General features: G+C 69.2%; 16 protein-coding genes. 3 read left to right on the top strand and 13 right to left on the bottom strand.

Annotated features, from left to right (window positions below):
• Nucleotides 1–3: 3 nt before the first annotated feature.
• The 6 genes from V6M56_RS08510 to htpX form a co-directional block, all read right to left on the bottom strand.
• Nucleotides 4–471 carry a YbaK/EbsC family protein gene (locus tag V6M56_RS08510; protein WP_332682844.1) on the bottom strand — a complete coding sequence of 156 codons (468 nt, stop codon included), beginning with the start codon at nucleotides 469–471 and terminating at the stop codon, nucleotides 4–6.
• On the bottom strand, nucleotides 468–746 hold the full coding sequence (locus V6M56_RS08505) for a hypothetical protein (protein ID WP_332682843.1): 279 nt from the start codon (nucleotides 744–746) through the stop codon (nucleotides 468–470). The genes V6M56_RS08510 and V6M56_RS08505 overlap by 4 nt, the downstream gene beginning before the upstream one ends.
• Nucleotides 747–767: 21 nt before the next feature.
• Nucleotides 768–2,360 carry a bifunctional phosphoribosylaminoimidazolecarboxamide formyltransferase/IMP cyclohydrolase gene (gene purH, locus V6M56_RS08500; protein WP_332682842.1) on the bottom strand — a complete coding sequence of 531 codons (1,593 nt, stop codon included), beginning with the start codon at nucleotides 2,358–2,360 and terminating at the stop codon, nucleotides 768–770.
• A gap of 117 nt (nucleotides 2,361–2,477) precedes the next feature.
• Nucleotides 2,478–4,214: a heparinase II/III family protein gene (locus V6M56_RS08495; RefSeq protein WP_332682841.1), complete on the bottom strand. Its 1,737-nt coding sequence runs from the start codon at nucleotides 4,212–4,214 to the stop codon at nucleotides 2,478–2,480.
• A gap of 54 nt (nucleotides 4,215–4,268) precedes the next feature.
• The gene (locus V6M56_RS08490) at nucleotides 4,269–5,621 is read right to left on the bottom strand and encodes an RsmB/NOP family class I SAM-dependent RNA methyltransferase (RefSeq protein WP_332682839.1); all 1,353 of its coding nucleotides are present in this window, start codon (nucleotides 5,619–5,621) and stop codon (nucleotides 4,269–4,271) included.
• 1 nt (nucleotide 5,622) lies between these two features.
• On the bottom strand, nucleotides 5,623–6,543 hold the full coding sequence (gene htpX / locus V6M56_RS08485) for a zinc metalloprotease HtpX (RefSeq protein WP_332682837.1): 921 nt from the start codon (nucleotides 6,541–6,543) through the stop codon (nucleotides 5,623–5,625).
• Nucleotides 6,544–6,653: 110 nt separating this feature from the next.
• On the opposite strand from htpX, the gene V6M56_RS08480 reads away from it, so the two are divergent.
• Nucleotides 6,654–6,875, top strand: coding sequence for a DUF1674 domain-containing protein (locus tag V6M56_RS08480; RefSeq protein WP_332682851.1), 222 nt, complete (start codon nucleotides 6,654–6,656; stop codon nucleotides 6,873–6,875).
• 86 nt (nucleotides 6,876–6,961) lie between these two features.
• Nucleotides 6,962–8,260, top strand: coding sequence for a class I SAM-dependent methyltransferase (locus V6M56_RS08475; protein WP_332682835.1), 1,299 nt, complete (start codon nucleotides 6,962–6,964; stop codon nucleotides 8,258–8,260).
• A 113-nt stretch (nucleotides 8,261–8,373) separates the two neighbouring features.
• Here the strand turns inward: V6M56_RS08475 and V6M56_RS08470 are convergent, their stop codons facing one another.
• From V6M56_RS08470 to V6M56_RS08440, 7 genes are all read right to left on the bottom strand, one after another.
• Nucleotides 8,374–8,604, bottom strand: coding sequence for a hypothetical protein (locus tag V6M56_RS08470; RefSeq protein ID WP_332682834.1), 231 nt, complete (start codon nucleotides 8,602–8,604; stop codon nucleotides 8,374–8,376).
• Between the two features lie 11 nt (nucleotides 8,605–8,615).
• The gene (locus V6M56_RS08465; protein WP_332682833.1) at nucleotides 8,616–8,747 is read right to left on the bottom strand and encodes a hypothetical protein; all 132 of its coding nucleotides are present in this window, start codon (nucleotides 8,745–8,747) and stop codon (nucleotides 8,616–8,618) included.
• Between the two features lie 160 nt (nucleotides 8,748–8,907).
• Nucleotides 8,908–9,225, bottom strand: a complete 318-nt coding sequence (locus V6M56_RS08460; RefSeq protein ID WP_332682831.1) for a DUF2853 family protein — start codon at nucleotides 9,223–9,225, stop codon at nucleotides 8,908–8,910.
• Nucleotides 9,226–9,415: 190 nt separating this feature from the next.
• On the bottom strand, nucleotides 9,416–9,946 hold the full coding sequence (locus V6M56_RS08455; RefSeq protein WP_442881114.1) for a L,D-transpeptidase: 531 nt from the start codon (nucleotides 9,944–9,946) through the stop codon (nucleotides 9,416–9,418).
• A 384-nt stretch (nucleotides 9,947–10,330) separates the two neighbouring features.
• Entirely contained in the window at nucleotides 10,331–10,777 is a 447-nt protein-coding gene (locus V6M56_RS08450) for an NfeD family protein (protein WP_332682830.1), read from the bottom strand.
• Nucleotides 10,778–10,779: 2 nt separating this feature from the next.
• Entirely contained in the window at nucleotides 10,780–11,760 is a 981-nt protein-coding gene (locus V6M56_RS08445) for an SPFH domain-containing protein (protein WP_332682829.1), read from the bottom strand.
• Nucleotides 11,761–11,836: 76 nt separating this feature from the next.
• Complete coding sequence (locus tag V6M56_RS08440) at nucleotides 11,837–12,334, bottom strand: MarR family winged helix-turn-helix transcriptional regulator (RefSeq protein ID WP_332682827.1); 498 nt, start codon at nucleotides 12,332–12,334, stop codon at nucleotides 11,837–11,839.
• Between the two features lie 45 nt (nucleotides 12,335–12,379).
• On the opposite strand from V6M56_RS08440, the gene V6M56_RS08435 reads away from it, so the two are divergent.
• Nucleotides 12,380–13,303, top strand: coding sequence for an alpha/beta fold hydrolase (locus V6M56_RS08435; RefSeq protein ID WP_332682826.1), 924 nt, complete (start codon nucleotides 12,380–12,382; stop codon nucleotides 13,301–13,303).
• Nucleotides 13,304–13,382 lie beyond the last annotated feature (79 nt).

Here is a 13,382-nt window from a genome sequence, read left to right as displayed (position 1 = left end):
CGTTCAGCCCGGCTCCTGGCAGACATCGACCCATTCGGCCCGGGTCAGCGCGGCCATCCGCTCCGGGCTGATGCGGACGGCGCTCTGCGTCGAGCCGGCGGCCGGCACCACCTCGTCGAAGGCCCTTAGCGAGACGTCGCAGTAGACGGCCAGCGGGCTCGCCAGTCCGAACGGGCAGACGCCGCCGACCGGATGGCCGGTGAGCGCCGCAACCTCCTCGAGATCGAGCATGCGCGGCTTGGCGCCGAAGGCGGTCTTGGTCTTGCGGTTGTCGAGCCGGGCGTCGCCACGGGTGACGAGCAGGACGACGCGCTCGCCGAGGCGAAGCGACAGGGTCTTGGCGATGCGGGCCGGCTCGACCCCGAAAGCCTCGGCGGCGAGCGTCACGGTAGCGCTGCTGCCGTCGGTCTCGAGGATCTCGATCTCGGGGGCATGGGCGGCGAAGAAGGCGCGAACGGAAGCGAGACTCACATGACCCTCCGGCCGAAGCGCCACCAGATCAGCGCCGCAGCGAGCGCCGGCAGGCCGAAGACGAGAAGCAGGATCGGCGCCTCCTGCAGGAAACTATAGCCGGCGCGGCTGATGCCGATGATCAGGTTGACCACGGAGGCGATGAACCAGAGCGGGATGAACAGCTTCATCGCGAATACGATGGGGTGTCGGCCGCCGGTGTTCAGCCTCGGCGCGACCAGGAGCAGGATGCCGAGCAGGGCGAACCCGACGGCGATGACCTTGACGGTGTGCATCCTGCTTCCTCCTGTCCCGGCTCAGTGCCGGAAATGGCGATGGCCGGTGAAGACCATGGCGAGGCCGGCCTCGTCGGCCGCCTTGATCACCTCGTCGTCGCGCATCGAGCCGCCGGGCTGGATCACCGCCGTCGCCCCGGCCTCGGCCGCCGCCAGCAGGCCGTCGGCGAAGGGGAAGAAGGCGTCGGAAGCGACCACCGAACCCTTGGCCAGGCTCTCGGCGGCGCCGGCCGCCTTGGCCGCCTCGCTCGCCTTCCAGGCGGCGATCCGCGAGGAATCGACGCGGCTCATCTGGCCGGCGCCGACGCCGACCGTGGCGAGGTTCCTGGCATAGACGATGGCGTTCGACTTGACGTGCTTGGCGACGCGGAAGGCGAAGCGCAGATCGGCGAGCTCGGCCTCGCTGGGCTGGCGCCTGGTCACGACCCTGAGCTCCATGTCGTCGACCACGGCATTGTCGCGGGCCTGGGCGAGGAAGCCGCCGGAAACAGTACGCAGGGAAAGCCCGCCGGCGCGGACGTCGGGCAGGCCGCCGGTCAGGAGCAGGCGCAGGTTCTTCTTGGCGGCGACGAGGGCGATCGCTTCCTCGTCGGCCTCGGGCGCGATGATCACCTCGGTGAAAATCTCGACGATTCTGCGGGCGGCCTTTCCATCGAGCCTGCGGTTCAGCGCGACGATGCCGCCGAAGGCCGAGACCGGATCGCAGGCGAGGGCCCGCTCATAGGCTTCGAGCAGCGAGGAGCCTTCGGCGACGCCGCACGGGTTGGCGTGCTTGACGATGACGCAGGCGGCGGACGCGGCCGGGTCGAATTCGGCGACGCATTCGAAGGCGGCGTCGGTGTCGTTGATGTTGTTGTAGGAGAGCTGCTTGCCCTGGACCTGGCGGGCGGTGGCGACGCCCGGCCGCTGCTCGGGGGTGCGGTAGAAGGCGGCCCATTGATGCGGGTTCTCGCCATAGCGCAGCGTCTCCGCCAGGCCGCCGCCCAGCGCCCGGAAGGCCGGCGAGGTGTCGCCGAGCTCGCCGGCGAACCAGTTCGAGATCGCCGCGTCATAGGCCGCGGTGCGCGAATAGGCCTTCTGCGCCAGCTTGCGGCGCAGCGTCAGGGTGGTCGCGCCACGATGCGCCTCGAGATCGGCCAGAACCGCGGCATAATCCGAAGGCTCGACCACGACGGCGACGTCATGATGGTTCTTGGCGGCGGCGCGGATCATCGCCGGGCCGCCGATGTCGATGTTCTCGATGCAGTCGTCGTAAGCGCGGCCGGCCGCGACCGTCGCCTCGAACGGGTAGAGATTGACGATCAGCAGGTCGATCGGCTGGATGCCGTGGCCGAGCATCGAAGCCTGATGCTCCGGGTGCGAGCGGATCGCGAGCAGGCCGCCATGGACCTTGGGATGCAGGGTCTTGACGCGCCCGTCCATCATCTCGGGGAAACCGGTCAGATCGGAGACGTCGGTGACGGCAAGCCCGGCTTCGGCGATCGCCTTGGCGGTGCCGCCGGTCGAGACCAGAGCGATGCCCATGCGCGACAGCGCGCGGGCGAACTCGATCAGCCCGCTCTTGTCGGAGACGGAAAGCAGCGCGCGCTCGACGCGGCGAAGTTCGTTCGGCATGGCGAGAAGGGTCCAGAAGTTGCGCGGCACGCCGCGAAAGGTGTCGCGCGCGCCCTATCACGCCGGCGCCTCGCTGCAAAGCACAAGCCGGCGCACCTGCCCTGCCCGAAAGGCGGGTCAGGCCGGCGGGAGGAGATCGGCCTGCCGCGCCTCGGCCTCCGCTTCGGCCGCGGCACGGCGCCCGGCGGCGCCCAGCCGCGCGAAACGCCAGGAGATCTGCGGGGTCGTGGCGGCGTCGAAATCGACGATCAACTGCGAGGTGCGCCGGCGCCCGTCGGCCGCGGCGAAGAAGACGCTCTCCTCCAGCGTGACCGGCAGCCCCGAAGCCTCGAAGGCCCAGACCTCGCCGGAAGGCAGCGCCAGCAGCGCCCCTTCGCCCTCGCGGATCAGGCTTGCCTTGACGTTCGGATGCAGGTGGAAGCGCGCGGCGGCGGGCAGGCTCGCCATCCTGGCGGAGGGGCTGATCTCGTCCTCGCCGACCAGCTCGCGGCCGCCGGGGGCGAGCAGCAGCCGGCGGGTGTGGACGACGCCGAAGGCGCGCTTGTAGCCGTCATGGCTGGCGACCCATTCGATGCCCTGCTCGGTCTCCTGGCGGGCGACGCGGACATCGGCGGGGCCGGCGGTGACGCGCCGTTCGCCGAGCACCAGTCCGAAGACGCAGCTCGAGCGGTCGTCGAGGGTCACGGTGGAATGGGCAGCGGTGGCGCGGGCGGCGAGCCGCAGTTCCGGCGCGCCATAGCGGCTGGCGCCGCAATTCACGACAAGGCGCTGTGCCCCGCTGGAGAATTCGAAGCTCAGGCAGCCGGCATGCGCCTCGACCGAGTTCGCCCCGCGCGGCGGCGCGCCGGCATCGACGATCACCGTGCTTGGCCCGGCGGAGAGCCGGTCATAGCCGGCATAGGCGGCGTGCTCGATCGGCCGGCCGCGGGCATCGTCATAGGCCGCGAGCGTCGCCATCAGGTCGGGCGGGGTCGCACCCATGCCATTGAACAGGGCCAGTGCCCCGTCGCCATGCCGGAACAGCCGCAGATGCGGCATCATCCGGTCGATCGCCATGATGATGCTGCGCGGCGGTTCCATTCCGCGCGCCGCAAAGGTCTCGCGCAGCGGCAGCAGATCGAGCAGCAGCTCGATGATGATGCGCGGATTGCGGCTGAGATGGCCGCCATCGGGAAGGATCTGTCGCTCCAGCTCGTCCGACAGCGCGGTCTCGAAGCGCCGCAGGCGGCGCTCCTGCCCATCGAGGCTGATCGCGGCGAAGGAGACGGCGATCAGGCATTGCAGGCGCGCGACGCCATCGACGGCGCCGGCGAGCGCGAGCTGCAGCCTGTCCGTGGTCTGCGCCACATGCCGGATGAAGCGCTCGTAGAAGACATGATCGGCGCCTTCGAGCAGGAGCGGCGAGTGCGACAGGAAGGAGATCAGCCGCCGTGCCGCGACCGCCGGTTGGCGCGCCGCCTCGCCGCGCTCGTATTTGTGGCCGATGAATTCCTCGACCAGGGCGCGGGCATTGGCGCGGGCGATGGCGGTGTCGGCGGCACGCAGATGCCTGAGCCAGGAGAAGCCGTGCAGGGCCTCGGCCCAGGCCTCGCTTGGCGGAGCGATCTCGAAGGGCGATTCGCCATGGCTGTTCACCGTGCGTCCGGCAAAGGCGAAATAACCGGAATAGATGTCGCTCGCCGTCGTCGGGTCGGCGGTGCGCAGGTCGTGCGGGGCGAAGAGCAGGCGGCTCGCCTTCAGGCGCCCGAACGGCCAGAGCGCACGCCTGGCGCCGAAAATCTGGCCGCGCGTGCGTTTTGCCGCCCGGCCGATGGCCGCACGCGCCAGCCCTCCACGCTCAGACCAGCTTTTCAATGCCCCCGCCCGTCCCGCCGTTTCGCCGCCTTCCGAGAGACGAACCCGGTCAAGTCATAGCCTGATCAGGCGACATGCGTAAAATCCCGCCCATCCGGAAAGTCGCGCGGTTTCGCCGGCGAGCTGGTGCGGCAGGGTCCGCAACTCGCCCTGTGGCGTCAGCGCATCCGCGATGCCGCCGATCTCCGCCGGGTCGATCGGCTGCCGGGCGAAGCCTTCCCGGCGTGCCAGGAAGGCCGCGATCTGCGCCTCGCCCTCCTCGGGTTCGAGCGAACAGGTGCAATAGACCAGGCGCCCGCCGGGCCGGGTCAGCTTCGCGGCCTGGTCGAGCAGGCGCGCCTGCAGGGCCGTCAATTTGGCGATGTCCTCGGAGCGCTTGGTCCAGGCGACGTCGGGATGGCGGCGGATCGTGCCGGTGGCGCTGCAGGGAGCGTCGAGCAGCACGGCATCGAAGGCTTCGGCCTCGTAGCGGGTGACGTCGGCGGTGACGACCTCAGCCTGCAGGCCGAGCCGCTCGAGATTGGCGGCGAGACGGCGCAGGCGGGGGCCGGAGCGGTCGACCGCCGTCACGCTGGCACCGGCCGCGGCGAGCTGCGCCGTCTTGCCGCCGGGCGCGGCGCAGAGATCGGCGACGCGTTCGCCCGGCTTTGCCGCCAGCAGCAGCGCCGGCAGGGCGGCGGCGGCATCCTGGACCCACCATTGCCCCTCGGCGAAGCCTGTCAGCGTGGGGACGCTCTCCCGTCCCCGCAGGCGGACGGAGCCGGTCGGCAGGACGATGCCGTCCAGCTTCTCCGCCCAGGCGGCGGCGTCGGCCTTGACGCTGAGATCGAGCGGCGGCTCCTGGGCATGGGCGAGTGCGATGGCGGCGGCGGTTTTTGCGCCGTAGTGGCGCGTCCAGCTTTCCTGCAGCCATTCCGGCGTGTCGATCATCGGATCGAGCCCGGCGAGGATGGCGTCGCGCTCGCGCGCCAGCCGGCGCAGCACGGCGTTGCCGAGCGCAACATAGCGCGACGAGCGCGCATCCTCGTGCAGATGGCGGATGGCGAGGTCGACGGCGGCATGGTCGGGCACGTCGAGGAAAAGCAACTGGGCGGCGGCCGCGACCATGATCGGCTCGAACGGGCCGGAATTGCGCGGGCTGCCGCGCTCCAGCCTGGCGTCGATGACATGGCGGATCGTGCCGAGCCGGCGGAAGGCGACGGTGGCGATGGCGCGGGCGAGACCGGCATCGGCCGGCTCCAGCCGCAGGGACGGAGCCATGCGCTCGAAGGTCTCGTCGAGGGCGGTCCCGGCGCGCAGGACCTCGTCGATCAGCTCGGCCGCCAGCCGGCGCGCGGCGAGGCCGGGCGCATCGTCGAGCGGCTTCGGCTCGGGCGAAGGCGGTGTCGTGATTTCGGGACGCACCATCTCAGCCCCAGGGGCCGGGTTCGCGGCCGCCGGCGAAGGGGCTTTGCGCCGCATTGCCGAGGAAGCCGCCGCCATGGCCGGCGACGCCCATGGCGCGCGCCTGCTCCATCAGCGCGGCGATGCGGTTGCCGGTGTCGGGGTGGGTCGAGAACAGGGAATCCATGCCGCGTCCACTCAGCGGGTTGATGATGAACATATGGGCCGTAGCAGGCTTCGCCTCCGCCGTCTCGTTGGGAATATGGGCGACGCCGCCGGCGATCTTGGCGAGCGCGTCGGCCAGCGCCGCCGGATTGCCGCAGATCTCGCCGCCGAGCCGGTCGGCCTCGTATTCGCGCGAGCGCGAGATCGCCATCTGGATGATCGTCGCCGCCAGCGGCGCCAGTATCATCACCAGGATCTGGACGATGAAGTTGGGGCGCTGCTCGCGGGAGCCGAAGAACATGCCGAAGCTGGCGATGGTCGAGATCGCGCCGGCCATGGTCGCGGTGATCGTCATGGTCAGGGTGTCGTGATTCTTGATGTGCGCCAGCTCGTGCGCCATCACGCCGGCGAGCTCGTCATAGCTCAGCGTGCGCAGGATGCCCGTCGTCGCCGCGACGGCGGCATTCTGCGGGTTGCGACCGGTGGCGAAGGCGTTGGGCTGGTCCTCATCGATGAGATAGACGCGCGGCATCGGCAGATTGGCCCGCGCGGCGAGGTCTCGCACCATGCCGTAGAGCTCCGGCGCGGTCGCAGCGTCGACCTCCTGGGCGTTGTGGGAGGCGAGGGCCAGCTTGTCGGAGTTCCAGTAGCTGAACAAATTGGTCGCGACCGCGATGCCGAGCGCGATCAGCATGCCTCCGGTCCCCGCCAGCAGATAGCCGACGGCGCCGAACAGGGCCGTGAGGGCCGCCATCAGCATGCCGGTGCGGACATAGTTCATCGATCACCCCTCGCTTGTTCGAGCCGTCGCGCCGGAACGCCCTCGCCTGGCGCCGGTTTCGTCCCTATGTGGTGAAGGCGATGCGGATCCTGCAAGAGAACGGTGCGAGTATGGGCTTGAAACCGGAAAACAGCGAGCCTGCGGAGCTGCCACCGGCGAAGGTGCTGTCGCCGGCGGCGCAGCGGGCGCTCGCGGAAGCGGAGGCGCGCCGCGCCGCCCTCGACGCCAAGGCGGCGGAGCTGGCGCGCGACAAGGAGATCGCCGGCCGCGGCGGGCTCGAGCCGGTGCGCTATGACGACTGGGAAGTGAAGGGCATCGCCAGCGACTTCTGAGGGGTCGCCCCGGCGATCTTGCCGCGATGGTGTTGCCAATCGCGCCCTGTCCCGCCAAAGACGATGCGGGCGGGGCATTCTTCATCATGAGCGACGACAAACGTATCGGATCGCTGCGGCGCCTTCTCGCGGAGGCCCATGACAAGCTCGGGCTGAAGCTCGGCTTTTGCCTCTGGGACGGCTCGCGCGTGCCGGCGACATGGCCGCAAGGTGACCTTGCCATCGCCATTCGCGATGCCGGGGCGGTGGCGGCGCTGCTGCGCAAGCCGAAGCTCGACACGCTGCTCAACCTGCATATCGCCGACCGGATAGCGATCGAGAACGGCTCGATCTTCGATCTCGCTGCGGCGCGGCCGGAGGGGAAGATCGGCAGGCTGGCGCGCGCCATCCCGAAATCGGCGGTGTTCGAGGTGGTCCGCCGCTTCATCTTCGCGCCCGGCAAGGCGCCGGCGGCGGTGGCGCATCGCAAGGGCGACGAGATCGCCCGCGACGGCGACCCGGCGACCAACAAGGCCAATGTCGCCTATCATTACGACGTCTCGAACGCCTTCTACCGGCTCTTCCTCGACGAGGAGATGGTCTACACCTGTGCCTATTTCACCGAGGATCACGGCGATATCGGCCGGGCCCAGCGCGACAAGCTCGACATGATCTGCCGCAAGCTCCGGTTGCAGCCGGGCGACCGCCTGCTCGACATCGGCTGCGGCTGGGGCGCGCTGGTCTGCCATGCCGCGCAGCATTACGGCGTCGAGGCGCATGGCGTGACGCTGGCCGAGGAGCAGCTGAAGTTCGCGCAGGAAAAGGTCGAGCGGCTGGGCCTCCAGGACAAGGTCACGCTGCACCTGAAGGACTTCACCCAGATGGAGGGCGTCTTCGACAAGATCTCCTCGATCGGCATGTTCGAGCAGGTCGGCATCCGCAACCATCCGACCTATTTCCAGGCAGTGAACCGTCTGCTGCGGCCGCGCGGGCTCTATCTGCACCACAGCATCTCGCGCCGGGCCAAGAAGACCGAGAAGGCCTTCAACAAGATGCCGGCCGAGTACCGCGCTCTGGTGCGCTACATCTTCCCCGGCGGCGAGCTCGACCATCTCGGCATGTCGATCGCCAATCTCGAGCGCCATGGCTTCGAGGTCCACGACGTCGAGGGCTGGCGCGAGCACTACCAGCGCACGACGCGGCTGTGGTGGGAAAGGCTGAATGCGCGCAAGGCCGAGGCGGAAGCCGAGATCGGTCCGGAGCGGACGCGGATGTGGCTGCTCTATCTCGCCGGCTGCTCGCTCGCCTTCGAGCGTGGCGGGGCGCTTATCAACCAGACCCTGGTCTCGAAGCGCCGGAAGGGCGCGTCCGGGCTGCCGCTGACGCGCGTCGATCTCTATCGCTGAAGCGCGGCCGAGCATCGGACCGAAAAGTGGAATCCGTTTTTCGGATGAATCCGATGCTTCGACCAGGAGATGGATCGCCCCGTCGCGTCTGGTAGGGCGCGCGGCGATCCAGATCAGGACAGGCGCGGCGGGAGCAGGTCGAGCGGCTGGCTCGCCAGCGTCACGCCGCCCGGGTCGCGCCCGGCATTGAACCGGGCATAGTGCAGGGCGGCCTCGAAGCTGCAGAAATAGCCGCCACCGCGTCCATGCGTCTCGACGGCGATCCAGAAACCCTCGCGATCACGCCCGACCTGGAAATGCGGGCCGGCAGGCCGGGCGGCGGCGGAAGCTTGCTGAGCGGACATCGCGGCCTCCGTCAGAAGAAGCCGATGGTGACGGCAAGCGCGAGGCCGGCACCGAAGACGATGACCGCCACGAGCGCGGCCTCGAGCCCGGCCAGGAGAGCCGGGGCGTTGCTGGTGATGGCGGAGCGGGAAAGCTGGAACATGGCGGAATCCCCCGACGCGGCGATGCGTCCATGATTCCGGCTTGGCAGGGTCAGGCGGGATTTCGCCGGCAGCCGGCGAAATCGGCCATGTCCTGTCCGACCAATAAAAAAGGCGCCTCCGTTCGGGAGGCGCCCGGCGGCTTCTGCCGCGAAGCCAGGACTACTTCTTCACGAAGGCGTCGAGCTTTCCGTAATGCTCGGCCAGCAGGTAATAGAAGGTCAGGCGCGACTTGGTCTTGTCGGCCTTCATATGCTCGCAGGTCGCCTTGATGGTCGCGTCGAGGTCGGCGCCGTTCAGGCCGAGCTTCTTCTTCAGGAAGTTCTCGCGGACGCGCTCCAGTTCGGTCGCGTCGGAGCAGGCGACATAGCGTGTATCGGGCTTGCTCATGACCAGCGCATAGGACTTGGACATGCCGGCGAATGCGGCTTCGTTGACGGCCTTTTTGGCGAACTTCTTGACGTCGGCAAGATGATCCATCGGTAGCCCCTCTGAGACTCTGCGGTTCGAAGTTGAGAAAGACTGGCGTCGCGCGCGAAACGATATCCGGCTTTTTTGTCGCAGGCGAGAGGGGCACGCAGGAAAACCCCCTGCCGCGGATGCGCGCTTTCCCCGGGATGGCGGGAATATCCGCCGGGCAGGGGCGGCCGAATGCCGGCCGCGACCCGGCTCAGGGCATGACGACGACCGGTGCACCCATGCGCACGCGGGCATAGAGGTCGATCACGTCCCGGTTGTGCATGCGGAAGCAGCCATAGGAGACGGCGGTGCCGACCGAGCGCGGGTTATTCGTGCCGTGGATGGCATATTCGCCGCCGGGCCCGAGCCCGATGACGCGGGCGCCCATCGGGTTGTTCGGCGCGCCGCTGGGAATGACGTCCGGAATCGAGGGGTTGTCGCGCTTGACCGAGGCCGGCGGGCTCCAGGCCGGCTCGACCACGAGTTCCTCGATATATTTGACGCCGCGCCATTGCTTGCCGGCCTTGCCGACGGCGATGGTGTAACGCAGCGCCTGGCCGGGCGCGGCGATGAAATAGAGCTTCCGCTCAGCCGTCCGGATGACGATCGTGCCGGGCTGATAGCGATGATCGGGAAATTCGACGACCTCGCGGGCCTGCACCGGGCGCGTCGCGAGCAGCATCAGCAACAGCGAAAACCCGGCTGCGAGAATGAGATCGATCGGCCCATGCCGGCTGGTCATGACTTCGCCTCCTGCGCGGCACGCGCCGCGATATCGGGCGATATGACGAAACGGCCGGTGAATCGCCGGTTCAGCAAGATGGTGAACGGCCGATTCAGGATTAATCGCGCCTGAATCGGCTTCGGCTCAGGCGAGGGCGCTGCCGGCGGCGAGCGCGGCGATCAGCAGGGAGAGCGCCGCGGCGAGCAGCAGGTCGATCGGTCCGTGCGGGATGCTCATGACGGGTCTCCGGCTCGCCGGCGGGCTCGGAAGAACCCGCCGTGCGGCCCTGTCATGGCAGGGCCGATCGTACCGGTCCATCGCCGGGATGCGCCAGCCTCAACAGCGGGTTAAGCCAGCCTGCCGCCTTTGGAGGAAGCCCGGCGGCGTCGAGGCGATCGCTGCTCAGGCCTTCTCGACCACCAGCGTCGCACCCTCGACCCTGACGACGCGGATCTCGGCGCCGGCAAGCAGCTCGGGGCCGGTGACGCGCCAGGAGGAATCGCCGACGCGGATGCGCCCCTCGCCGCCGGTCATGGTGGTCTCGAGCCTGAAGACCCGGCCGACCAGTTGCCGGCCGCGATCGTTCAGGCCCTGTGCGGCGTCGGGCTCCTCGTTCTTGCGCCTCGTCACGATGCGGCCGAGGAGGACGCTGGCGAGCGCGAGCGCCGCGAAGACGAGGCAGGCTCCCTGCCAGACGAGGCCGGTCAGGCCGACGACGGCGCCGGTGAGCAGGGCGGCAAGGCCGAGCCAGAGCAGGAAGACGCCCGGCGCCAGCGTCTCGCCGGCGATGAGGACGAGGCCGAGCACGATCCAGGCCCAGCCGCCGAAGGAGGCGAACCAGTCGAGCATAATCAGGCTCCGGGAGCGCGGCCGGCGGCCGGCACCGAGGCGCCGCGGCGGCCTTCGATCGCTTCCTCGCCGAACACCGCCCTGGTGAGCTGGGCGATGCCGCCGACCGTGCCGGCGAGCGCGGCCGCCTCGATCGGCACGATCACCAGCTTGCTGTTGGAGGCGCTGGCCATCGCCTTGAGGGCGTCGGTGTAGCGCTCGGCGATCAGGAAGTTGGCGGCCTGGATATCGCCCCTGCTGATCGCCTCGCTGACCATCGCGGTCGCGGCGGCCTCGGCCTGGGCCGAGCGCTCGCGCGCCTCGGCATCGCGGAAGGCGGCCTCCTTGCGACCCTCGGCGGCGAGGATCTGCGACTGCTTCAGGCCCTCGGCCCGCAGGATTTCGGCCTGGCGCATGCCATCCGCCTCGAGCACGGCGGCGCGCTTCTCGCGCTCGGCCTTCATCTGGCGGTTCATCGCGCCGACGATGTCGGCCGGCGGCAGGATGTCCCGGATCTCGATGCGCGTGACCTTGACACCCCAGGGCGAGGCGGCGGCATCCATGACGCGCAGCAGCCGCTCATTGATCTCGTCGCGATGCGAGAGGAGCTGATCGAGATCCATCGAGCCGACCACGGTGCGGATATTGGTCATGGTCAGGGTCATCAGGGCCTCGTCGAGCGAGGACACTTCGTAGCGGGCCTTGGCGGCGTCGAGCACCTGGTAGAAGGCGGCGGCGTCGATGCGGACGCCGGCATTGTCCTTGGTGATCGCCTCCTGGCTCGGAATGTCGAGCACCTGCTCCATGACGTTCACCTTGTGCCCGATCCGGTCGATATAGGGCACGATCAGGCCAAGGCCCGCGCCGAGGGTGCGCGAATAGCGGCCGAAGCGCTCGACGGTGTAGTTATAGCCTTGGGGCACCGTGCGCACGCCGAGCGCGATGGTCAGGATGACCAGCGCCACCAGCGCGATGACGACGATGTCGTACCCGTACGGACCCATCAACTCTCTCCCCCATCCGACCAAGCCAAGCGCCATCAAGCTGACGATTGCGAAGCTTTGATGCAAGCTCGCGGGCTCAGCCCTCCAGCGCCTTGACGACGCGCCACATCATCTCGCCGACGGCGTCGCATTCCTCGTCGCTGAGCACGGTCATCATCGCCTCGATGCGCGCGACATGGACCGCCATCGCCTTGCGCGTTAGCGCCTCGCCCTCCGGCGTCAGCCAGAGCCGGCGCACGCGCCGGTCGGCCTCGTCGCCGCGGCGCTCGACCAACTCGCGCCGCTCCAGCTCGGGCAGCAGCATGCTCATGGCGCTGCGGCCGACCAGCAGCTTGCCGGCCAGCGCCTGCTGGGTCAGCCCCGGCGAATGGAAGATGTTGGCGAGCACGTCGTAATGGGCGAGCTGGATGCCGAGCGGCGCCAGCGCCTCGGAAAAGACCTTCTTCCAGAGCGCATGCAGCCGGGCGACGGCGAGCCAGTTCCTGAAGCGCGGCAGGTCCCAGGGCAGCACCTGCTGCTCGGTGCTCGTGCCCTCGGCCGGCGGTGTGGAAATCGGCGCTTGCTTTTTGTTCATGGCTGAACATAATCGTTCAAGACTGAACAAACAGGGTTTCCGATCATGCCCAGCGCAGCCCTTCGCGTCATTCGTCCCCTCATCCGCATCGGCAGTTTCATCGCCCCGCGCACCGCGGGGCGCGCCGCCTTCCGCCTGTTCTGCACCCCGCCGCGCCAGCCGGGGTCCGATACCCGCTCCGGCAAGGCGATCCAGGGCGCCCGCTCCCGGCTCGCGCCGGCCCAGCGACAGGCCGTACCCTACGCCTGTGGCTCCGTCTCCACCTATCTGTTCGAACCCGAGGCCGGCTTGCAAGACGTCGCGCAAGAAGGCTTGCGAGACGAAGCCGGCCCCGCCCCGACGGTGATCCTGCTGCATGGCTGGAACAGCGAGGCGGCTTTCATGACCGCTTTCGTCGCGCCGCTGCTGGCCGCCGGCTTCCGCGTCGTCGCCTATGACATGCCGGCCCATGGCGCCTCGACGGGCGCCGAGCTCAACATCCCGCTCGGCGTCGCCTCGCTGGCTGCGGTCGCACGGGTCTTCGCGCCGGTCCATGCCATCGTGACGCATTCCTTCGGCGGTGCGATCGCGCTGGCGGCATTGGCGGGCAGCGTGCCGGGAGAGCCGCGGATCAAGGCGCGCCGGCTCGCTCTGATCTCGGCGCCGTCCTCGATCGCGACGATCACCCGCAATTTCGGCGCGACGATCGGGCTCGGCCGGCGCGGCCAGGCGGCGCTGGAGAAGCGCATCCACAGCGTCGCCGGCAATCCGGTCGAGGTCTTCGAGGGCCGCGAGCAATTGGCCGGGATCGGCCTGCCGACGCTGGTGATCCATGACCGGCAGGATCGCGAGCTCGATTTCCATCACGCCGAGGCGCTGGCCGCGGCCGGGCCGTTCGTGACGCTGGAGGCGACAGGCGGCCTCGGCCACCGGCGGATTTTGCAGGCGAAGAGTGTGGTGGAGAGCGTGACGCGGTTCGTGGTGGGGTAGATTCGCGTCATTCCCGGGCGGAGCGAAGCGCAGACCCGGGAATCTCGGAAACGTCAGGCGCTTTCTCGTCCTGAGATGC

The sequence above is a fragment of the Allobosea sp. genome (assembly GCF_036675845.1).
Classification (GTDB): Bacteria; Pseudomonadota; Alphaproteobacteria; order Rhizobiales; family Beijerinckiaceae; genus Allobosea.
The sequence above is the reverse complement of the archived record's forward strand: the minus strand, read 5'-3'. Positions and strand labels throughout refer to the sequence as shown.